Raw genomic sequence first — 20961 nt, 5'->3', positions numbered from 1 at the left:
AAATCCAGGTTCCCCGCCTGCCCGACTCTATCACTGCACAACGGACGGGCCGGATACCGGCCATTGCACCTGTGGAGAAATCCCCAATCGATGCAGCGCAGTCCTTGCGGCCTCGTCGACTGCCGAAGCGATCTCTTCGTATGGCAGACTGGTCCGGTAGCGCCGGTCTTCCATCACGACTCTCCCGTCAATGACCACGGTCTGGGCATCGCTACCGCTGCTACCGTAGACGAGGTCGGAAACCGGATTGGAAAATCGGTTGGGCATCCACTGCGGCCCCGATGCATCGAATACAACCAGGTCCGCCGCCTTTCCAGTTTCCAGCGAGCCGATACGATCCGCCCAGCCCATTGCCTTCGCGCCGCCCAGCGTGGCCATCTCAAGTACCTGATAAGCCGGCATGAGCAGAGGATCGATCCTCGCATCCTTGTGCACAGTCGACGCAATGTGCATGACGCGGACCATGTCAAGAAAGCGACTGATGACTGCGGCGTCGGTACCGAGTGCCACATTTACGCCGGCGGCCAGCAAATCCGGTATGACACCGTGAGTCACCCAGCCATTGCCGCCCAGCAGACTCGCAGACGGGCAGTGAGCCACATGGGTTCCTGAGTCGGCGAATACCCGGATATCCGCCTCGGGAATCCATCCGATATGGGCGAGAGTCGTGCGCGGGCCAAGCAAGCCCAGATCGGCATAGCGCTTCAAATGCGCGTTGCGAAAGCCAGCCGCTTGACCTGACTCCGGTCTCTGGCCGATGAAATGGCCCGTCATGCCGGCGCCCCGCTCGCCGGCGTGTTCGCGCACGAGACGGGCGAGCTCGTCGCTGACCATCGGAGGAAAGTCGACGTCGTAGCAAACGCGTAGCCGGCCGTTTCCTGCTTCGTTGAACTGTTCGAACGTCTTGTCTGCAAGTGCAATCATGCGCAGTGGATCTTCGCGCCGGCCGCCGAAGGGCCCCGGCAAGTCGGCCATCTTGCACGAGACCACTCCTCGTATCCCGACATTGAGTGCGGCGCGTCCGACGGATTCCGGCCTGGGGCCGGCCGCGTCCATGAAACACGTGGTGCCGTGACGAATCATCTCGAAGTAGGTCGCCGCCGACGCCACATAGGCTTCCTCTTCGGTCAGACCATCTTCATGAGGGATCAGTCGTTCCCGCAGACGTTGAAGCTGAGGGGTGTCGTCGCATAGTCCCTTGATCAGATAGTCGATGGGATGATTGTGTATGTCGACCAGCCCCGGTGTCATCAGCCCTTGAGGCGCATCGATCGTCTTGCGCGCTCGATATCGAGCTCGAATCTCCCGGGCGTCGCCTACGGCAACAATATCGGTGCCGCTGACGGCGACGGCTCCGTCGAGAATGATTTGCCGACGGGAATTCATCGTAATGATGCATCCCGCCGAGATCAGAAGATCGACCTCCTGAATGGGTTCTGGTGCCTCGCGCATGGATAGACCCTCCTGGTGAACGCGTTCGTGGTGTTCTGTACGTATCGACGAGTCATGAAAGCGCGCAGGTGTTGAAGTTAGGTGCACCAAAAAAGGGGGTCTTTCAAAATCCTGCTCCAGTTGCGGTATGGGGAAATCATCCCGCATGGCGCCCGAGCGTAGCAAAAGTATTACCGCGATACGCATTCAAGACCCGCGACAGACGTGCCGAAATTGGATAGCGCACCCGGTTTTCACAGGAAGTGGATAGCGAATGGATTCTGGCGGAGTCAACATTCCTCCATGGCGATATTCCAAAGATGGAGGGGCATGCGTGGGACAGCGACCGGCCAGGAGCAGCCGGCCGGCACATCTTCTCGGATGACACCTATCAGGCTGGAGGCGGCCTCTGACGTTAGTGAGCGACATGCGTTCACAGCGCCCGCCCCAATCAGGACCGAGTTTTCAAATTATGCAGCTTCCCCGGTGCCATAGCCTGGTGAATTCAAGCGCTCTTCCACGTCGTATGTGAAATCCATGTCGTGCTGAATCGGTTCGCCGCCCAGTGAGCGGAGAATGCCCCGATTGAGCAGCACGACAACAGCCGATAAAGCGCCGGCCAGTACAACCAGAAGCACTCGACATTGCGCAGATAAAGAAAGCACGAGCCGAACCCCCAGTTGCGCTGGTCATGGGTGAGCTTAATCAACCAGTCTGCGATTTCTGCATTCTCGGCACGATGCCGATGACACCTCTCGCTCACGCCAAAGGCGGGCACACGCAACTCGCACGCTCATTGAGCGCTCCGTCACATCCCTACCACCGCTCGCGACTTTTATTGACCCCGGTACAAATCCATCAGCTCACCGTCGACTACGACGCCTTTCTGCACGCGGTGCGCGTACTGCCGGGCTAGTCCCTCCAGTACCTGGCAGTCGGACTGGTCGGGCCCAAGAAGAAGGTGGGCAAACTGGTCGGCGGCTTCGCCCTGTTCGCAGGATGGGTGCAAACGTCACCGCGGAGCTCCACGGCCAGGTCTGGTCTGTGGGCATACCCCTCCTGTACCGATGAGATGATTTGACCGTGTAAGCTGCCGCGAAGCGGCGTACACGGAAAAGCATCGGCACGGATTTCGAGCTGCAAAGGTACAGAGAATGCGAAAAAATTTTCGCATTCCGAACCCGACACCAATAGCTAGGAATCCGACGCATTTGTATCGTTATGTATCTAGCCGCTGACTTGATACATCGACTTACAAAACTACCCAGGGACGAACATATTTTGAATACGTTTCCAGCGTACGCTTTATCGGCAGTCAATCTAATAAGGAGTAGCAAATGGCAGGAGATGTCAATAAATCGCGCCGAACCTTGCTTGGAGCATCGGCACTCGGTCTCGTGGGTGCCCAGCTAGGCACCATTGCAAGCGCCAATGCGCAAGAGAGCAACAACAATCGCATTTCTGCGTCGGTGACGGCGGGGACATCGAAGGGGTCCTTTGGCCCGCTAAAGCATGTCAATGCCGGCGTACTCAGCATCGCTTATGCAGAAGCCGGGCCGGCAGATGGCCCACCGGTGCTGCTCTTCCACGGCTGGCCCTACGACATTCACAGCTACGTCGATGTCGTTCCTATACTCGCGGCGGCCGGCTACCGCGTTCTCGTCCCGTACTTGCGCGGCTACGGCGAAACGCGATTTCTCTCCGCCTCGACACCGCGTAACGCTCAGCCGGCTGCAGTCGCATTCGATGCCATCAGCTTCATGGACGCACTCAAGATCGATAAAGCGATTATGGGGGGATTTGACTGGGGTGGCAGAAACGCCAACCTTCTGGCATTTCTTTGGCCCGAGCGCGTCAAGGCGCTGGTCTCGGTGAGCGGCTATCTCGTTGGTAGCCAGGCCGCCGTCCAGATGCCGCTGCCGCCAGCGGCTGAAAACAAATGGTGGTATCTGTTTTATTTCGCCACAGACCGCGGTCAGGCTGGCTACGCCAAGAACACCAAAGACTTCAACCGATTCATCTGGCAGCAGGCCTCGCCGAAATGGGCGTTCGATAACGAGACGTTCGAGCGCTCTGCAGCGGCGTTTGAAAACCCGGATTTCGTTCGTATCTCCCTCTACAACTATCGCTGGTATTTGGGTCTGGAGCCGGGCGAGCGAAAATATGATGGATTGGAGAAGAAGATCGCGACATTTCCAACTATCGCTTGTCCGACGATCACCTTGGAAGGCGACGCGAACGGCGCACCGCATGCTGACCCGAGCCTCTATGCCAAGAAGTACGTCGGCAAGTATGAGCATCGCAACATTACCGGCGGCATAGGGCACAATCTGCCGCAAGAGGCACCGGCAGAGTTCGCCAAGGCCATCATTGACGTCGACAGGGCTTGACGGCGATTCTGCCAACGAACGGCCAATCCCGCTTCTGGGTCAGTGGGATGGCTGTTCCTCAAATCCGCCAAGGCTTCGCCACTCGAAGGGCAGAAGAAGATGAGCGAGGCCGCGCTGATCGCAATGAAAGCATCCGCGATGACCACGAAGCAGGATCTTGTCGGATGGAGGCAACGCGCTGTTCTGAGTCGGCAGGACCGAAATCGGTCCAGTGCATGTTAGGCCAAGCCGTAGTTCGCGAACGTCTCGTAAGAGCGCAGGAGCAGACGTTAGCAAAATCGGATGAATGACTCAAACGGGTCGTCCTGAGCCGGTCGCTATCTGACTCAGTGCGGCCAGTTTGAGACATTCGTGGACATCGCAAAGAGGGAAGATGAACGACCGCAGCAATCCAGATAGCCGACATTAACGCGAAATTCAGGCGCAACGCCCGAAGGAGCGCGCCTGCAATGTCGTGTCAGAACTCCGATTAACGCGCATCCATCTTCGGCTGGCCGAAAGCGAAAGAGGCTTTCTGTATGAGGCCATCTGTGATCTCATATACGCAAAGCATTTCCACTGTGCCACGGCCCTCTGGGAAGTTTCGAGTGATGATTTCAAGGTCGACAACAACGTTCCCCATTGCAGTCCTGTTCACGAGCTTTGCATTCAGGTCTGCTTCTGAGAAGCGGGCTTCCATGCGGGAACGCATTTCTTCATGTCCGCGCGCAAGTCTTTCACCATGCAGAGCGTATTGCTCTGCGTCTGGAGCATATGTTGCGAGCCAAGCTTCAATATCCTTGGCGTTGTACGCGTCAAGTTGCTTTTGAATGACTGAGATTGGTGATTTTGAGCGGGCATTACGGGAGTGCGTGTCCGAACCGCGGTTCCGGGTCGACACCAACCCGATGCGTCCGGCAGATGGCCATGACCAGATTGACAACAATCGTTGGCAATGGGCACAGCCGAACATTAGCTCAAGCCATCGACCACTATTGCTGCGTGAGCATCAGGTTCAGGTTCTGGACCGCAGCGCCGGACGCGCCCTTGCCGAGATTATCGAAAACCGCGGATAGCAGGACGTGCCCGTGTTCCATGTTAGGAAATACGCTCAAGCGCATGTCGTTCGTACCGTTCAGCAGTTGCGGATCCAGATGCTTTAAGACGCACGATTCATGCAGCGGCAAGACATCTACGTGGGCCGCCTCGGCATAGTGGCGTGCGAGGCACGCGTGTAACGTGGCGCCGTCCACGCCGGGTGCCAGTAACCGCAACTCCAAGGGCACCGTCAGCACGATGCCCTGGCGGAACGCACCATACGCAGGCACGAAGATGGGACGCTGCGCGAGTCCGGCGTGCTGCTGTATCTCCGGGGTGTGCTTGTGCGCGAGCTCCAGACCATATACCTGGTATGACGGTGCGTTGACAGCACCCTGCCCCTCGTGTTCCTCCACGCCGGCACGCCCGCGTCCGGAGTAGCCGGACACCGCGTAAATGCTGACCGGGTAGTTGCCTGGTATAAGCCCGGCGTGCAGCAGGGGACGCAGCAAGCCAATTGCACCGGTCGGATAGCAACCGGGATTGGTGACCCGACGTGCGTTCGCAATGCGCTCAGCCTGTCCCAGAGTCATTTCCGCAAAGCCGTATGTCCAAGCCGCTTGTGTACGGTGGGCGGAACTTGCGTCGATTACTCTGACGGCAGGATTAACGATGGCGTCCACTGCCTCTCGCGCGGCAGCATCGGGCAGACAGAGGATGGCGATGTCGCAGGCGTTAATGGCTTCGGCGCGACGCTTAGAATCCTTGCGTTCCGCCGCGGGAAGCGTGACCAGCTTCAGATCGGTCCGGTCGCGAAGTCGTTCGTGAATTTGCAACCCGGTGGTGCCTTGGTCGCCGTCGATGAAAACAAGGGGAGAGCTCATGTGCGGAATACTCCGGTGACTGGGTGATACAAGTAGAACGAGCCTGCTATCTTCCGCGTACCGCTACAATAGCGAAAGTTGAATTTCATAACCTGCACATTCAGTTTTTCTGAATCTGGACGCCGACATGCGAGAGATCAGCCTGGACCGCTTGCGCACCCTGGTCGCCATTGCCGACCGTGGCTCATTCGCCGACGCGGCGCGTGCGTTGCATCTGGCGCCACCAACGGTCAGCCTCCACATCGCTGAACTCGAAGACCGCATTGGGGCTCCGCTCCTGTCACGCAAGCGCGGGCATGTAAGACCGTCGGCGATAGGAGAGGTGCTGGTGGAACGCGCGCGTCGACTGCTGGCCGATGCGGAGCAGGCGTTAGACGATATTCAACGCCAGGTGCAGGGGCTCGAAGGGCGCGCACGGCTCGGTGCGTCGACTGGCGTGATCGCGCACCTGTTGCCGCAAGCGCTCGAGGTGCTGCGCCTGCACCATCCCGCTATCGACATTCAGGTTGCGGTGCTCACTTCGCATGAAACGCTGTCCCGACTGGCGAATGGAACGCTGGATGTTGGGCTGGTCGCACTGCCTCAGCCCCCAGTGGCAGGACTCGTGATAAAGCCTTGGCGCCGGGACCCCGTGATGGCCTTTTTGCCCGCGCATTGGCGGTGTCCGGCTCGCATCACGCCTGCATGGCTCGCCGCTCAACCTCTCATTCTCAATGACGCGACCACGCGTCTCTCGCGTCTGACTGCGGAGTGGTTCGCGACCGGGGGGCACCATCCTGCGCCGCGCATTCAGCTCAACTACAACGACGCGATCAAGAGTCTGGTAGCGGCAGGTTACGGCGCAGCGCTGTTGCCCCATGAGGCGACTACGCCATTACCCGACCGGCGCATTGTCATGCGTGCGCTGCGCCCGGCGTTGTGGCGTCGGCTCGGCATTGCGCATCGCGCGGGGCACGTCGAGCGTTCCACGCAACACGTACTCGATGTGTTGTGGGATCTGCGATTGGCGTAGGCATTGCCATTTGCCGCTTCGCATGCACGGAAACACTTTTGGCTCGAGCTTTAACGATCACGTTTGATTAGAGACTCGATATGCCTGGTTTTAGCGCCACCCGAGGCTGGGTGCGACATGCGTCAGAATCGACTCGATAACGTGCGCGCAGTATTCGACGCCCAACTGGTTGGGCACGGTGAGCAGCAACGTATCGGCTGCGGCGATTGCCTCGTCCTTTGCCAGTTCCGCTATCAGGACGTCAGGTTCTGCGGCGTAATTTCGGCCGAAGATCTTTTGAACATCATCGTCTAGAAAGCCGACCGTGTCGCGGCTCTGAGCGCTTCGGCCGAAATACATACGGTCCTGTTCATTCACGAGCGCGAAAATACTGCGGCTGACCGACACCCGCGGCTCTCGCGTATGCCCGGCGGCTCTCCAGGCCTCGCGATAAGCGGCGATCTGTTCGGCTTGCTGGATATGAAGTGGGCGGCCCGTCTCGTCGTTTTTCAATGTCGAAGTCTGAAGATTCATGCCCATCTTCGCGGCCCACACCGCGGTCGCGTCGGAACCTGAGCCCCACCAAATACGCTCGCGTAGCCCCGCGGAATGCGGTTCGATCCGCAGAAGCCCAGGCGGATTGGAAAACATGGGCCTGGCATTTGGCTGCGCAAAGCCCTTGCCTCGCAGCACCTCATAAAAAACTTCCGTATGGCGGCGCGCCAGATCGGCGTGAGTCTCGCCCTCCTGCGGCGCGTAGCCGAAGTGGCGCCATCCGTCGATAACCTGTTCGCCGGAGCCTCGGCTGATACCGAGTTGTAGACGTCCGCCGGCAATCAGATCGGTTGCGCCTGCATCTTCCGCCATGTAAAGCGGATTCTCGTACCGCATGTCGATGACACCCGTCCCGATTTCGATCCGGCTCGTTTTCGCGCCGACCGCTGCGAGCAGTGGAAAAGGGGATGCCAACTGTTGCGCGAAGTGATGGACCCGGAAAAAGGCCCCATCCGCGCCGAGTTCCTCGGTGGCGACCGCCAGGTCGATGGATTGCAGAAGCACATCCGCCGCCGACCGTGCCCGCGAGTTCGCGGAATCAGTCCAGTGGCCAAACGAAAGAAAGCCAATCTTTTTCATAGAGACATCGCACGAGGGAGCGAATACAGGGTGACGGGGTGAACATAATAGGCCGACATGATAGGCCGTGCAGCGAAAACACTATACCGGCATCGACCTAGCGCGCCCCAATACCGTCACCCCCGCCCCTGCTGTCATTTTCACTTCACTTGACTTTCAAAGCGATTTTAAATATAAATGCGCATCATTCTCATTCGTATTTGCCGTGCGAGGTTAGTGGCAACTTAGGCTGAGTCCTCGCTGAGGGCCTGATCTGCTCCCCCGCGCCATCGCACCGTCAACAGGATTTGTTCATGCGCCGTAGAAAAGCGACCGGCAAGATTTCGTCGTTCAACAAAAAAAACCGATCGCGATCGTTCACTGCTTGCCTGGCGGCAGGCATTTTAGGGTCACTCATCAGCCCGGGCGTATACGCCGGCTCTAACGATGGCGATGCCGCTGGCTCAACTGCCCCAGCTGCCCCGACAACTGTCCCGACAACCGCTCCAACAACTGTCCCGAGCGATATCCAGGAACTCGCGCCGGTCGACGTGACGGGGAAGAAATCGAGCGGCTTTGCGCCCGTGACCATCGAAACCGGCCCCTATCGCGGACTCGACGCGCTCGACGTCCCCGCGACCGTCAATGTCATAACGCGGGAAGTCATGGACGCGCAAGGCGATACCGGCCTCTACGATGCACTGCGTAACGTTGCGGGCGTGACGCGGCAGCAACTCAGCGGCTTGGCCTACGACAACATTTCAATTCGCGGCATTCCGCTCGATAACCGATCGAGCTTCCTGTTCAACGGCGTATTGCCGATCGACAACAACATCTGGATGCCATTGGAAGACAAGCAGCGCGTCGAGGTGCTGAAAAGCGCATCCGCGCTGTACTACGGTTTCACGGTGCCGGCCGGGGTCGTGAACATGGTGAGCAAGCGCGCCGGTACCGATCCGGTTACCAGCGTGTCGGCGCTTGGCGATTCCAACGGCTCATATGGAACGCATGTCGACGTCAGCCGTCGTTTCGGCCCCGACAATCAGTTCGGCATACGGGTCAACGCAATGGACGAGCATGTCGAGACACCGGTCGACGGCGATCACGGTTATCGCAAGTTCGCCAGCGTCGCCCTGGACTGGCGCATCAACAGCCAGCTCTCGCTGAAATACGACTTCGAACATATCGAAACCAGTATCGTTGAGCAGGCCGGTCTGGCTCCGCTTGCGCCCGTCAAGGGCGTCATTGCACTACCCGCGATTCCCGATCCGTCAAAGCTGTTGGTTAGTGCCAACAACCCGACTCATGCGAGCGCCAACACACAGTTGCTGCAGGCCAATTACGCGTTCACGGAAAACTGGACCGCGACGTTTTCGGTCGGACAATCGATCACCCGGCGCGACCGCTTTGCCTGGGTTTTCCAGAACTACAATGTTGCGACGGGCGCCGGAACTCTGCAGGCCAGCCAGCAGACCGGCCAGATGTATGAGAACAAAATCGTTCGCGTCGATGTGAATGGCGCGTTCAAGACCGGATCTATCAATCACGCGGTCACCGTCGGCGTCTCGCAAGATTGGATATTCCAGCCCAACTTCACGACCAACACGTTTACCGCGAGCCAGAATCTCTACAACCCGATCGTCATCACCAACCTGATTCCGAGCGGAACGCCCAAGTTGTTCCTGGCCCAGCACATCAGCAATCGCGGCGTGTACGCGTATGACCAAGTCGACTTGACCTCCCGATGGCAGGTGATGTTCGGTGTGCGTAATTCCGATTACGCCATGTCGCAAGCCGGCACGCCCTACTCCGACGTCACCAATACCTCGCCTTCGGGCAGCATAACGTACCGCCTGGCGCCCAATACGAGCGTCTACGCGAGCTTCGTCGAAGCGCTTGAATCCGCTGGAACAGCGCCGGTTACGGCGGCCAACGCCAATCAGGTGCTGCCCGCTGTGGTGAGCAAGCAGGAGGAAATCGGCATACGCCAGCGGTTCGCCGGCAACACGCTGGCATCGCTGGCCTTGTTCAACCTGCGGCAACCCTCCGCGATTACCAACAGCCAAAACCTCTTTGTGATCGATGGCACTGCGCGCTATCACGGTATCGAATTCTCGGTGCAGGGCGATCCGATAAAAAATGTCTCGGTGATCGCCTCGGCCACCTATCTTGACGCAACACAGGTCAGTGCCTCCGACCCTACGCTCGTGGGCCAGACGCTGGAAAACACGCCGCACGTCACCGCCAGCGTGTTTGCCGAATATCGACTGCCATCGGTGCCGGGTCTGTCGATCAACAGCGGCATTTACTACGTGGGCGCCAGGCCGGTCAACAGTGCGGATCAGGCGTTTATCGGCAGTTACTATTTGATTTCCGCGGGCGCGCGCTACTCGACACGGATCTTCGGCAGGCACGCCTCGTTCCAGGCGAACCTGGAAAACGCGGCCAATCGGCGCTACTGGAGTGCGGCCGGATCGAACCAAATCGGCGTCGGCTTGGGGCGAACGCTGGAGTTGAGTTCGACGTTCGACTTCTGAAGAGATACGGTTACGCCGGCCGCATCCTGAAGGCTGCGGCCCTCACACATTTATTCATTGGACGACAGACGTCATCATGCAAGCACGCAACGTAGAGATCTCGACAGACCCGTTGTCGGACATATCGACCCGGCAGGTCAAATCCCGCTCCAGCCGCGGCACTTTCATCAAGTGGCTGCGCAGAGTTCATGGTTGGGTCGGTCTGTGGGGCGCCGTGATAGGGTTGTTGTTCGGCGTTACCGGGATCCTGCAGAATCATCGCGCCATGCTGAAGATTCCGACCGGGGCGCCCGTTGTATCGACGATTCAACTTCCCATGCCGGACCCCGTGCCAAAATCGCCGCGCGAATTGGCGAAGTACCTGCAAGAGACGCTGAAACTCGATCGACCCGCGTTGCGCGCCGTGCGTGAAGCCGCGAAACCCGTGACCTGGGGCGACCAGACTGTGACTCAGCCTGAACATTGGGAAGTGCGTTTCACCGCGCCCCACTACCTCGTCGATGCCGACTACTGGAAAGGCGCGAACATGATCAACGTCGTGCGGCGGGAGCAGGGATTGCTCGCCACGCTCGAGGGGCTGCACCGTGGTAACGGCGTCAACGTGGGCTGGGTTTTGTTCGCAGACTCCATCGCGGGAAGCTTGATCTTTCTTTCGATCACCGGCGTGCTGTTGTGGACCGAGATGAATCGTCGCAAGATGATCGGCGCTTCGATTTTCAGCATTGCGCTGATTACGGCGATCCTGTGCGCAGTGCAGTCGATTTGACTTCGTTCATCTAAACGCATGGCCTGACCTCGTCGGCCAACTTCGTCCAAATACCTTCGCGATCTTCGACCCGGCTTTGCGGCTCCCACGCCGGGTCGAGAACGGGTCAAACCCGCCGCGCCGAACGTTTCTTAAAATGCCCAGTCAAAAAGCGGCTATCAGGTAGCGAACTTACACCCCTCAGCTCACGCCGCCCCAAACGTTTCAGCCCTGTTACATCGTAAAAGACTGAAATATTCCTGTACCGTAACTGTCAGGTTCACGCTTTAGAATGGGCTTCCATGACAACTCATGGTGATGAAATATGTTCAGCCTCCATGAAATCGCGGCCTTGCTGGTGGTGCAATCGTCGTCGACGCAAATAGACCACATTGCTGAGGAAGTCGTAGCATTGCTCGATCGCGATCTCGTGTCGGTCACTCAACGCAGACCGAACGTGGTGTCCCTAACGGGGCGCGGCCGCGAAGTCTTGCGCTGTTTATCGGAGCCCCCTCAATTTCGCCAGCATTCGGCCCAGTCGAGCTCGCGCGAACGGCGGCAAACCCGGCAATGCCGCAGACGGAGTCTGAAACAGGGTTGACGCGATCGGCCAAAACCCTGGCTCGCCGTGGGTTGGGCTGGTATCTCTCGCGCTTGAACACGATCATGAGCACGATCACAAGCACGGCCATGAGAACCATCATGAACACCGGCTGTCATTAATCTGCGCGCCCCGAGCTTCTTGGTCTTTAGGGCGAACAGTCAAAAAAGGAATATATGAAGGCAAGATCGAAAAGCCGGCTATGGGCTGGCTCCGTCGTGCTGTTGCTTGTATTGGCAGTGATCGTATTTCTTCATTTCCACAACGCCAAAAAACCGGTCGCGCCGCCGCCTGCCACACCGGTAACCGCGGTCGCTGCGAAGTTGGCGAATGTCCCCGTCTATATTGACGCGCTGGGCACGGTCACCCCCACTCGCACCATTACCGTGGTCACCCAGGTCAATGGCATCCTGAACACGGTCAACTTCAAGGAAGGCCAGCGGGTCAAAGCGGGGCAAGTGATTGCCACGATCGATTCGCGTGCGCTGGAGGCGCAGTTGCTGCAAGCGCAGGGCACGCTCGCGCACGACCAGGCAGCACTGGCCAATGCCCGGGTCGATCTGGTCCGCTTCCAGCAGTTGATTAAAGTCGGCTCGATCACGCAGCAAACGCTAGACACGCAGGTCGCCACAGTACAAGAAGACGAAGGCACAGTGAAGTCGGACGCCGGCAACGTCAAGAATCTACAAGTGCAGGTCAGCTATTGCACGATAACCTCGCCGGTCGATGGTGTGGTCGGCTTGCGCCTCGTCGACCCGGGCAACTATGTAACGACGGCCGCCACGACCGGCGTCGCAGTCATCACGCAACTCAGCCCGGCCACCGTAGTCTATGCCGTGCCCGAAGACTATCTCGGTCAGATCCATCAAGCGATGGCGCGCGGCCCCGTGCCCGTGACCGCGTTCGATCGGGACAAGAAAAATCTGCTTGCCACCGGCACCTTGCTCGCGCTCGACAACCAGGTGGACACGGCAACCGGCACCGTCAAGGTCAAGGCGACCTTCCCGACCGGCGCCGACACCTTGTTCCCTAACCAGTTCGTCAATGCGCGCATGCAAGCCGATACGCTCAACCAGGTGCCCGTGGTGCCCACCGCGGCCATTCAACACGGCTCGAATGGCGATTTCGTCTTCGTGGTCGGCGCCAACAACAAGGTGACGCTGCGCAATGTGAAATCGGGGCCGTCCTACCTGGATGACACCACGATACTCAACAACGGCATCAAGCCCGGCGAGCAAGTAGTTACCGATGGCGCGGACAAGCTCGACACTGGCTCGCTCGTGAAAGTCGTGGCGCATTGATCGATGCAGTCACCGACGCTACTGCCATGAATATTTCACGCCCGTTCATCGAACGCCCGATCGCGACGACCCTGTTGATGGTCGCGATGCTGCTCGTTGGCCTGCTCGCGTATCACCTGCTGCCGGTTTCCGCGCTGCCCGAGGTCGATTACCCGACGATCCAGGTCTACACGCAATATCCGGGTGCCAGCCCCGATGTGACCAGCTCGTCCATCACGTCGCCACTCGAACGCCAGTTCGGCGAGATGCCGGGCTTGAAGACGATGAACTCGACGAGTTCGAACGGCGCTTCGGTCATCACGCTGCAGTTCGACCTGTCGTTGTCGCTCGATGTGGCGGAGCAGGAGGTCCAGGCAGCCATCAATGCATCGGCCAGTTTCCTGCCTGCCAACCTGCCCTATCCGCCGGTCTATAGCAAGGTCAACCCCGCCGACGCACCGGTGCTGACGCTGTCGCTCACCTCCGACGTACTGCCGCTCACGAAGATCGAGGATTTGGCCGACACGCGGCTGGCGCAGAAAATCTCGCAAATTTCCGGCGTGGGCCTGGTGACGATCAGCGGCGGCCAGCGGCCGGCCGTGCGCATCGAAACCAACACGAGTGCGCTGAACTCGCTCGGCATGTCGCTCGACGATGTGCGTACCGCGCTGGGCAACGCCAACGTCAATCAGGCCAAGGGCAATCTCGACGGCACGGTTCAATCGTATTCGATAGGCGCGAACGATCAGTTGCAATCGGCCGAGGATTACACCAGTTTGATCATCGCGTACAAGAACGGTGCGCCGATCCGCATTTCGCAAATTGCCCATTCGATCCAGGGCCCGGAGAATATCCAGCAAGCCGCCTGGACCAACAGCACGCCTTCGATCGTGCTGAACATCCAGCGCCAACCGGGCGCCAACGTGATCGATGTGGTTGACCGGATCCAGAAGCTGCTGCCGCAATTGCGCGCCGGCCTGCCGGCGACGCTGAAGGTTGATGTGCTGACCGACCGCACGCAAACGATCCGCGCCTCGGTGACCGACGTTCAGTACGAATTGGCCACCGCTGTCGGGCTGGTCGTGATGGTGATTTTCCTGTTCCTGCGCAACATACCCGCAACGATCATTCCCGCCGTCACCGTGCCGCTCACGCTGGTCGGCACGCTCGCCGTGTCGTATCTGCTCGGGTTCTCGCTGAACAACCTGACCTTGATGTCGCTCACGGTCGCCACCGGCTTCATCGTCGACGATGCGATCGTGATGATCGAGAACATCACACGCTACATCGAGGCCGGCGACACCCCACTCGACGCGGCGCTCAAAGGCGCCAAGCAAATCGGCTTCACGATCATTTCCTTGTCGGTCTCGCTGATCGCCGTGATGATCCCGCTGCTGTTCATGGGCGATGTGGTCGGCCGCCTGTTTCGCGAATTCGCGCTTACGCTCGCCGTGGCCATCGTGATATCAGCGCTCGTGTGTTTGACGCTCACGCCCATGATGTGCTCGCGCATGCTCAAATCGCACAACGCGAACGCCGAGCACAAGGCCGATTTCTTCGACCGCATCAATGGGCGCTATGTGCAAGGGCTGGACTGGGTGCTGGAACATCGCGTGCTGACGCTGATCTCGGTGGCCATTACGACCGCGCTGACCTTCCTGATCCTGTTCCTGATGCCGAAGGGCTTTTTCCCCGAGCAGGACACAGGGCTGCTCGAAGGTATTTCGCAGGCCGCACCGACCATCTCCTTCCAGCAGATGGCGGTCAAGCAACAGCAACTCGTCACGCAGATCCTGAAAGACCCGGCGGTCACGAGCCTGTCTTCGTTCGTCGGCATCGACCAGACCAATCCGACGATCAATCAGGGCAGCATCCTGATCAATCTCAAGGACAAAGGCGATCGCAGCAGCAGCGCGGAAGTGATCCGGCGCTTGTCGGACTCGAACGCCAACACGCCCGGCATGCATCTGTTCCTTCACCCGGTGCAGGATCTGACGCTCGACGATTCGATCTCGACCACGACGTATCGTTTGGGTTTGCAGGCGACCGATCCCGTTGTGCTCTCGCTATGGACCGGCAAGCTGATCGCGGCGCTGAAAAAGGATCCGATTTTCGCCGATGTGCAAAGCCAGGCTTCGCAACAAGGCAACCAGATCCAACTGACGTTCGACCGCGATACAGCATCGCGCCTGGGCGTCACGCCGCAAGCCATCGACGATGTGCTGTATGACGCGTTCGGCCAGCGGCAGGTGTCGACCATCTTCACGCAGTTGAATCAATACCATGTGGTGCTCGCCGCCGACAGGGATCCCGACAACATCTCCACCATGTTGAACGGGCTCTATGTCGATACGGCTTCCGGCGGCGTTGCGCCGCTGTCCAGCATGGCAACGATGCAGATCATCCAAGCCCCGGTGACGATCAACCGCGAAGGCCAATTCCCCTACGCCGATGTCTCGTTCAACCTGGCTCCCGGCAATACCCTGGGCGCGGCGGTGTCGCGTCTGACGCAAGTCGAGCAGGAAATCGGACTGCCCGCGACGGTGCAGGCCACGCTCGAAGGGTCGGCGGCGACGTTCCAGTCGTCCTTGTCCAACGAAGCGTTCCTGGTCGCCGCCGCCATCATCGTCGTGTATCTGATGCTCGGGATACTGTACGAAAGTTTCATCCACCCGGTCACCATCCTCTCGACGCTGCCGTCGGCCGCACTCGGTGCGCTGCTGGCACTGCTGATCACGGGCACGCAGTTCGACATCATCGGCTTGATCGGTATCGTGCTGTTGATCGGTATCGTGATGAAGAACGCGATTATGATGATCGACTTCGCGCTGGAGATGGAACGCAACGAAGGCGCGACGCCGCTCGTGGCGATCCGGCGCGCAGCCGAGCTGCGCTTCCGGCCTATCCTGATGACGTCGATGGCGTCGCTGTTCGGCGCGGTGCCGCTCGCGTTCGGTACCGGCATGGGTTCCGAGCTGCGCCATCCCTTGGGCATCACGATCATCGGCGGCTTGCTGGTCAGCCAGTTGCTGACGCTCTTTTCGACCCCTGTGATTTACCTGGCGATGCACCGCATCGAGGGCTTTTTCGGCCGGCGCGATCGTCTGGTCGAGGAGTAAGCCGGGATGAACCTGTCAGAACCGTTCGTCCGGCGCCCGGTTGCGACCATACTGATCGCCATCGCCATTGCGTTGGCGGGGATGCTGGCGTTCAAGCTGTTGCCCGTAGCACCCTTGCCCGAGGTCGACTTCCCGAGCATCAACGTCACGGCGCAATTGCCCGGTGCCGACCCGACCACCATGTCGAGTTCGGTGGCCACCCCGCTCGAGCGCCAGTTCGGGCAAATCTCCGGCATCACGCAGATGACGTCGGTCAGCTCGCTGGGCTCGACGCGCATCACCATGCAGTTCGACCTGAACCGCAACATCGATGGCGCGGCGCGCGACGTGCAGGCCGCGATCAATGCGGCGCGCTCCAACCTGCCTAGTAATCTCGACGGCAATCCGACGTATCGCAAGGTCAACCCGGCAGATGCGCCGATCCTGATTATCTCGCTGACCTCCGATTCGGCCACGCGCGGCCAGTTATACGATGCGGCTTCCACGGTGCTGCAGCAAAAGCTGTTGCAGACGCCGGGGGTCGGCGACGTCACGGTGGGCGGCGGCGCCCTGCCCGCGGTACGCATCGAGCTGAACCCGAACCGCGTCAGCCACTATGGCATCAGCCTCGAACAGATCCGCACCACGCTCGCCAATGCCAATGTCGATTTGCCCAAGGGCTGGACGTCGGCCAACGGCCAGTCGTATAACGTCGGCGCCAATGACATGCTGTACAACACGAGCGACTACGGTCCGCTCGTCGTCAAGCAGAACAATGGCGACGTCGTGCATATCTCCGATCTCGGCTATGTGCGGCAGGACGTCGAAAACCTGGAGAACTACGGTTTATCGAACGGCAAACCAGCGGTGCTGCTGGTCGTGTTCAAGGAGCCGGGCGCCAACGTGATCGACACGGTCAACAACGTGAAGGCCGCGTTGCCGTTTCTGGAATCTTCGATCCTGCCGACCATCAAGCTCGGCATCCTGATGGACCGCACCACGACCATTCGGGCGTCGCTGACCGGGGTCGAAATCACGCTGCTGATTTCCATCGTTCTCGTGACCGCCGTCACGTTCGCCTTCTTTCGAGACTGGCGAACCACGTTGGTGCCGGCGATCGTCGTGCCTTTGTCATTGTTGGGCACCTTCGGCGTTATGTATTTCCTGGGCTTCAGCCTGAATAATTTGTCGTTGATGGCGTTGACCATTTCGACGGGGTTCGTGGTCGACGACGCCATCGTGGTCGTCGAAAACATCACGCGCCATCTGGAGCTTGGCGAATCGCCCGTGGAAGCCGCGCTTGCCGGCGCGCAAGAGGTGGGTTTCACAGTGTTGACGATCAGTATTTCGCTGATCGCTGTGTTTATCCCGCTGCTGTTGATGGGCGGCATTGTCGGGCGCCTGTTCCGCGAGTTTTCGATCTCGCTGTCTGTCGCGATCGTGATGTCGATGGTGATCTCGTTGACGGTCACGCCGATGCTCGCCAGCATTGCGTTCAAGAGCAAGAGCGGCGCAAAGTGGGAGAAGCGCGAGCATGGGCGATCGGACCATCCCGATTCGCGTTTTCATCGATTCTATGAACGCACGCTCGGATGGGTGATACGCCACCCGTTGCTCATGGCAATCGTGACGATACTCGTGGTCGTCTTGAACGTGCTGCTGTTTATTCTCATGCCCAAAGGTTTCTTTCCGCAGGAGGACACGGGTCGGTTGATCGGCATGGTGCAAGCGTCGCAAAGCATTTCGTATCACGCCATGCAGCAGAAATTCCAGAAGATCAATCAGCTCGTCTTGACCAATCCCAACGTCGACACGGTAGGCGGCTTTGTCGGCGGTAACAACGCGATCAATAGCGCGCAGATGTTCGTATCGCTGAAACCACTCGGCGTGCGCCATGCCACCGCCGATGAAGTGATCAACCAGTTGCGTCGCACGCTGGGCAATATTCCCGGCGCGAGGCTCTTTCTACAGTCGGCTCAGGACATCACGGTGGGTGGCCGGCAAAGCGGAGCCCAGTATCAGTACACGTTGACGGCCGACGATCAGGCTGATCTCGACACGTGGGTCCCGAAGGTCGTCGATGCAATGAAAAAGCTGCCGGCGCTAAGCGATGTCAACACCGACCAGCAGGACAACAGCATGCAGGCGGCGGTCAACGTCAATCGCGACACGGCAGCACGCATGGGCGTGAACTTCGATTCGATCGACCAGGGGCTTTACGACGCGTTCGGGCAACGGCAGGTTTCGACTATCTACAGGGCCGCAAACCAGTACCACGTGGTGATGGAACTGGCGCCCGAATACTGGACCGATCCGGCGGCGTTGAAGGCAATCTATATTCCTGCCGGAGCGCCCAGCGCAACCGGTAGTGGCGCCAATGCGGGCTCCGGTGCAGCGAGCACTACGGCGTCGGCTGCATCCAGTATGCAGGCTACCACCGCAACAGCATCGAGATTCTCGACGGCCCAAGCGGGCACGCCGGCGACCGCTGCGCTATCCAACGGGCAGGCGCTCGTGCCGCTATCGGCCATGGCCGCGTTCACGATCCAGAAAACCGCCATTTCGATCAATCACCAAGGTACGTTCCCCGCGGTCACCGCTTCGTTTAACTTGAGTCCGGGCGCCTCGATCGGGCAAGCGACCCAGCAAGTCGAGGCAGCAGTCGCCCAATTGCGCATGCCGGCGAGCGTCACCGGGTCGTTTGCGGGCACCGCGCAGGTGTTCCAGCAGTCGGTGGCCAGCGAGCCGCTGCTGGTGCTGGCGGCGGTGCTGTGCGTCTATATCGTGCTCGGCATCCTCTACGAGGACCTGATGCATCCGCTCACGATCTTGTCGACGCTGCCATCGGCCGGCGTGGGGGCATTGATCGCATTGCTGCTCACCGGCACGCAATTGACGATCATCGCGCTGGTCGGTGTCATTTTGCTGATCGGTATCGTCAAGAAAAATGCGATCATGATGATCGACTTTGCCATTACCGAAGAGCGCAAGAACCACCTATCCGCCGAAGAGGCCATCGTGCGCGCGTGCCTGGTGCGCTTTCGTCCCATCATGATGACCACGATCGCGGCGATGCTGGGCGCGGTACCGTTGGTGTTCGGCTCGGGCTACGGGGCCGAATTTCGCAAGCCCTTGGGTATCGCGATCATTGGCGGCCTTCTTTTCAGCCAAATGTTGACGCTCTATACCACGCCCGTCATTTACCTCTGGCTCGACCGAGCCGATCAACGCCTGCGCAGACGCAGGAAAGCAGGAAGGGAGCATGACGATGAATAAGCTAACGAAGCGCAGCGGCGCGCTTGCTGCAGCGCTGCTCCTCGCCGGTTGCACCATAGGCCCCGATTATCATCAGCCCAAAGTCGAGTTGCCGACCGGTTTCAAGGAAGGCGCAAACTGGCAACGCAGCGCCGCCAATCCGCAAGGCGCGCTGGATAGCCAGTGGTGGCTGGTCTTTAACGATCCGCAATTGACGCACCTCGTGGAGCAGTCGCTCAAGGCGAACCAGTCCATCGTGGCGGCCGAAGCGGCTTATCGCTTTGCCCAGGCCGAAGTCGATGCCGACCGATCCAGTCTTTTCCCGACCGTCTCGGCTGATATTTCCGGCAGCCGCAGCAAGACCAATAGCGCAAGTGGCTCGACCATCGGCGCGGTCGCCAACGGTGGCATACGCAACAGCACCAGTGCAAGCCTCGCGGCGAGCTGGGAGCCTGATCTCTGGGGTGGAATCCGGCGCCAAATCGAATCGGGCAAGGAGAATCTGCAGGCAACCGATGCGCAACTCGCCGGCGAGCGCCTGTCCATCGCGGCGAGCGTCGCGACCGATTACCTGGCCTTGCGTCAGGACGACATCGACGTCGACCTGCTCGAGAAGCAACAGCGTGTCGACGTGCGCTTGCTCGACCTGACGCGCGCCAGCTATCAACAAGGCATTGCATCCAACGACACTTTGTTGATTGCGGAAGACACGCTCGAAAGCGTGATCGCCAATCTCCAGACCTCGAAGATCGCGCGCGAGCAGGAGGAACATGCCATCGCCGTACTGATCGGCGTGCCGCCCGCGAATTTCTCGATTGCGCCGCAGCCGAGCTATACGTACGCGGCTCCGGATATCCCGCTTGTCATTCCGTCGGTGCTACTCGAACGGCGTCCCGACGTGGTCGTAGCGGAGCGTACCGCAGCGTCCGCGAACGCGCGGATAGGCGTGGCGAAGGCGGCGTTTTTCCCGACCCTGAACTTGAGCGCGCAAGGCGGCTTCGAAGCGAATACGCTGGCCCACCTGTTCACCTTGCCCAGCCGTGTCTGGACCTTGGGGCCGGACCTCGCCGCGACTGTGCTGGACGGCGGCGCTCGGACTGCCGCAGTGCATGAGGCCGAAGCGACTTACGACCAGGACGCCGCCGACTACCGGCAGGCCGTACTGACGGCGTTTCAAAACGTCGAGGATAGCTTGTCGTCCGTCAATCATCTGAACGATCAGGCCCGCGCGTTTCAAAACGTCTATCAGCGCAATGTGCTGCTCTTCAACAGCGAACAAGCACAACTCAGCGCAGGCACGGCCAGCGAGCAAAATCTGCTGACTCAGCAGTTGACCTTGCTGACAGCAGAGCAAGGTCAACGAGACGCCCAAGGGCAAGTGGCACAAAATGAAGTGCTGCTGATCAAGAACCTGGGCGGCGGATGGAGCGGGGAACAAACCAGCGTGGGTAGTGTGGGGAGCGTGACGGAATCGGCGAGCACGCAGCCTGCGTCGGCAAGCACGGCCAAGTAAAAGAAAAGGGAGCAGTGCTACGGCGTAGCATCTGCTCCCTTTTCTTTACCGATCGAATATCTACTCAACTTGCCGATTTATCTCACGATGATGGGCACTCAATCAC

At 59.5% G+C, this 20961-nt stretch carries 14 protein-coding genes and 1 pseudogene; 9 read left to right on the top strand and 6 right to left on the bottom strand.

Annotated features, from left to right (window positions below; translation table 11 throughout):
- Positions 1 to 30: 30 nt before the first annotated feature.
- From GSQ77_RS23870 to GSQ77_RS29655, 3 genes and pseudogenes are all read right to left on the bottom strand, one after another.
- Entirely contained in the window at positions 31 to 1452 is a 1422-nt protein-coding gene (locus GSQ77_RS23870; RefSeq protein WP_158905454.1) for an amidohydrolase family protein, read from the bottom strand.
- Positions 1453 to 1901: 449 nt separating this feature from the next.
- Complete coding sequence (locus tag GSQ77_RS23865) at positions 1902 to 2069, bottom strand: hypothetical protein (protein ID WP_158905452.1); 168 nt, start codon at positions 2067 to 2069, stop codon at positions 1902 to 1904.
- A pseudogene (locus tag GSQ77_RS29655) lies at positions 2063 to 2203 on the bottom strand (IS3 family transposase); the annotation flags it as partial. The pseudogene GSQ77_RS29655 and the gene GSQ77_RS23865, both read right to left, overlap by 7 nt.
- Here GSQ77_RS29655 and GSQ77_RS29305 point away from each other — a divergent pair.
- Both GSQ77_RS29305 and GSQ77_RS23860 read left to right on the top strand, forming a co-directional pair.
- Complete coding sequence (locus tag GSQ77_RS29305; protein WP_216854931.1) at positions 2177 to 2347, top strand: hypothetical protein; 171 nt, start codon at positions 2177 to 2179, stop codon at positions 2345 to 2347. The pseudogene GSQ77_RS29655 and the gene GSQ77_RS29305 overlap by 27 nt on opposite strands.
- A gap of 421 nt (positions 2348 to 2768) precedes the next feature.
- Positions 2769 to 3821, top strand: a complete 1053-nt coding sequence (locus GSQ77_RS23860; RefSeq protein ID WP_158905450.1) for an alpha/beta fold hydrolase — start codon at positions 2769 to 2771, stop codon at positions 3819 to 3821.
- A 469-nt stretch (positions 3822 to 4290) separates the two neighbouring features.
- On the opposite strand, the gene GSQ77_RS23855 is transcribed toward GSQ77_RS23860, so the two are convergent.
- Positions 4291 to 4701, bottom strand: a complete 411-nt coding sequence (locus GSQ77_RS23855; protein ID WP_254067758.1) for a nuclear transport factor 2 family protein — start codon at positions 4699 to 4701, stop codon at positions 4291 to 4293.
- Positions 4702 to 4792: 91 nt separating this feature from the next.
- The gene (gene argC / locus GSQ77_RS23850) at positions 4793 to 5722 is read right to left on the bottom strand and encodes an N-acetyl-gamma-glutamyl-phosphate reductase (RefSeq protein ID WP_158905446.1); all 930 of its coding nucleotides are present in this window, start codon (positions 5720 to 5722) and stop codon (positions 4793 to 4795) included.
- 127 nt (positions 5723 to 5849) lie between these two features.
- On the opposite strand from argC, the gene GSQ77_RS23845 reads away from it, so the two are divergent.
- The gene (locus GSQ77_RS23845; RefSeq protein ID WP_158905444.1) at positions 5850 to 6734 is read left to right on the top strand and encodes a LysR family transcriptional regulator; all 885 of its coding nucleotides are present in this window, start codon (positions 5850 to 5852) and stop codon (positions 6732 to 6734) included.
- 90 nt (positions 6735 to 6824) lie between these two features.
- On the opposite strand, the gene GSQ77_RS23840 is transcribed toward GSQ77_RS23845, so the two are convergent.
- The gene (locus GSQ77_RS23840) at positions 6825 to 7847 is read right to left on the bottom strand and encodes an LLM class flavin-dependent oxidoreductase (protein WP_158905442.1); all 1023 of its coding nucleotides are present in this window, start codon (positions 7845 to 7847) and stop codon (positions 6825 to 6827) included.
- A gap of 293 nt (positions 7848 to 8140) precedes the next feature.
- On the opposite strand from GSQ77_RS23840, the gene GSQ77_RS23835 reads away from it, so the two are divergent.
- The 6 genes from GSQ77_RS23835 to GSQ77_RS23810 all read left to right on the top strand — a co-directional run bounded on the left by GSQ77_RS23835 (position 8141) and on the right by GSQ77_RS23810 (position 20855).
- Positions 8141 to 10363, top strand: coding sequence for a TonB-dependent siderophore receptor (locus GSQ77_RS23835; protein WP_158905440.1), 2223 nt, complete (start codon positions 8141 to 8143; stop codon positions 10361 to 10363).
- A 76-nt stretch (positions 10364 to 10439) separates the two neighbouring features.
- Positions 10440 to 11129, top strand: coding sequence for a PepSY-associated TM helix domain-containing protein (locus tag GSQ77_RS23830; protein ID WP_158905438.1), 690 nt, complete (start codon positions 10440 to 10442; stop codon positions 11127 to 11129).
- Between the two features lie 756 nt (positions 11130 to 11885).
- Positions 11886 to 13010, top strand: coding sequence for an efflux RND transporter periplasmic adaptor subunit (locus GSQ77_RS23825; protein ID WP_158905436.1), 1125 nt, complete (start codon positions 11886 to 11888; stop codon positions 13008 to 13010).
- Between the two features lie 26 nt (positions 13011 to 13036).
- A complete protein-coding gene (locus GSQ77_RS23820; protein WP_158905434.1) occupies positions 13037 to 16108 on the top strand; it encodes an efflux RND transporter permease subunit in 3072 nt (1023 codons plus the stop codon).
- A gap of 6 nt (positions 16109 to 16114) precedes the next feature.
- Entirely contained in the window at positions 16115 to 19363 is a 3249-nt protein-coding gene (locus tag GSQ77_RS23815) for an efflux RND transporter permease subunit (RefSeq protein ID WP_158905432.1), read from the top strand.
- Positions 19356 to 20855: an efflux transporter outer membrane subunit gene (locus GSQ77_RS23810; RefSeq protein ID WP_174246484.1), complete on the top strand. Its 1500-nt coding sequence runs from the start codon at positions 19356 to 19358 to the stop codon at positions 20853 to 20855. Before GSQ77_RS23815 ends, GSQ77_RS23810 begins: the two co-directional genes overlap by 8 nt.
- Positions 20856 to 20961 lie beyond the last annotated feature (106 nt).

The sequence above is a fragment of the Burkholderia sp. L27(2015) genome, assembly GCF_009765705.1.
Lineage (GTDB): Bacteria > Pseudomonadota > Gammaproteobacteria > Burkholderiales > Burkholderiaceae > LMUX01.
The sequence above is the reverse complement of the archived record's forward strand: the minus strand, read 5'-3'. Positions and strand labels throughout refer to the sequence as shown.

Bases quoted from the DNA above. Each gene is read 5' to 3' on its own strand.
- GSQ77_RS23870 (WP_158905454.1), bottom strand. From the start codon at position 1,452: ATGCGCGAGGCACCAGAACCCATTCAGGAGGTCGATCTTCTGATCTCG.
- GSQ77_RS29305 (WP_216854931.1), top strand. From the start codon at position 2,177: ATGACACCTCTCGCTCACGCCAAAGGCGGGCACACGCAACTCGCACGC.
- GSQ77_RS23860 (WP_158905450.1), top strand. From the start codon at position 2,769: ATGGCAGGAGATGTCAATAAATCGCGCCGAACCTTGCTTGGAGCATCG.
- argC (WP_158905446.1), bottom strand. From the start codon at position 5,722: ATGAGCTCTCCCCTTGTTTTCATCGACGGCGACCAAGGCACCACCGGG.
- GSQ77_RS23845 (WP_158905444.1), top strand. From the start codon at position 5,850: ATGCGAGAGATCAGCCTGGACCGCTTGCGCACCCTGGTCGCCATTGCC.
- GSQ77_RS23840 (WP_158905442.1), bottom strand. From the start codon at position 7,847: ATGAAAAAGATTGGCTTTCTTTCGTTTGGCCACTGGACTGATTCCGCG.
- GSQ77_RS23835 (WP_158905440.1), top strand. From the start codon at position 8,141: ATGCGCCGTAGAAAAGCGACCGGCAAGATTTCGTCGTTCAACAAAAAA.
- GSQ77_RS23830 (WP_158905438.1), top strand. From the start codon at position 10,440: ATGCAAGCACGCAACGTAGAGATCTCGACAGACCCGTTGTCGGACATA.
- GSQ77_RS23825 (WP_158905436.1), top strand. From the start codon at position 11,886: ATGAAGGCAAGATCGAAAAGCCGGCTATGGGCTGGCTCCGTCGTGCTG.
- GSQ77_RS23820 (WP_158905434.1), top strand. From the start codon at position 13,037: ATGAATATTTCACGCCCGTTCATCGAACGCCCGATCGCGACGACCCTG.
- GSQ77_RS23815 (WP_158905432.1), top strand. From the start codon at position 16,115: ATGAACCTGTCAGAACCGTTCGTCCGGCGCCCGGTTGCGACCATACTG.
- GSQ77_RS23810 (WP_174246484.1), top strand. From the start codon at position 19,356: ATGAATAAGCTAACGAAGCGCAGCGGCGCGCTTGCTGCAGCGCTGCTC.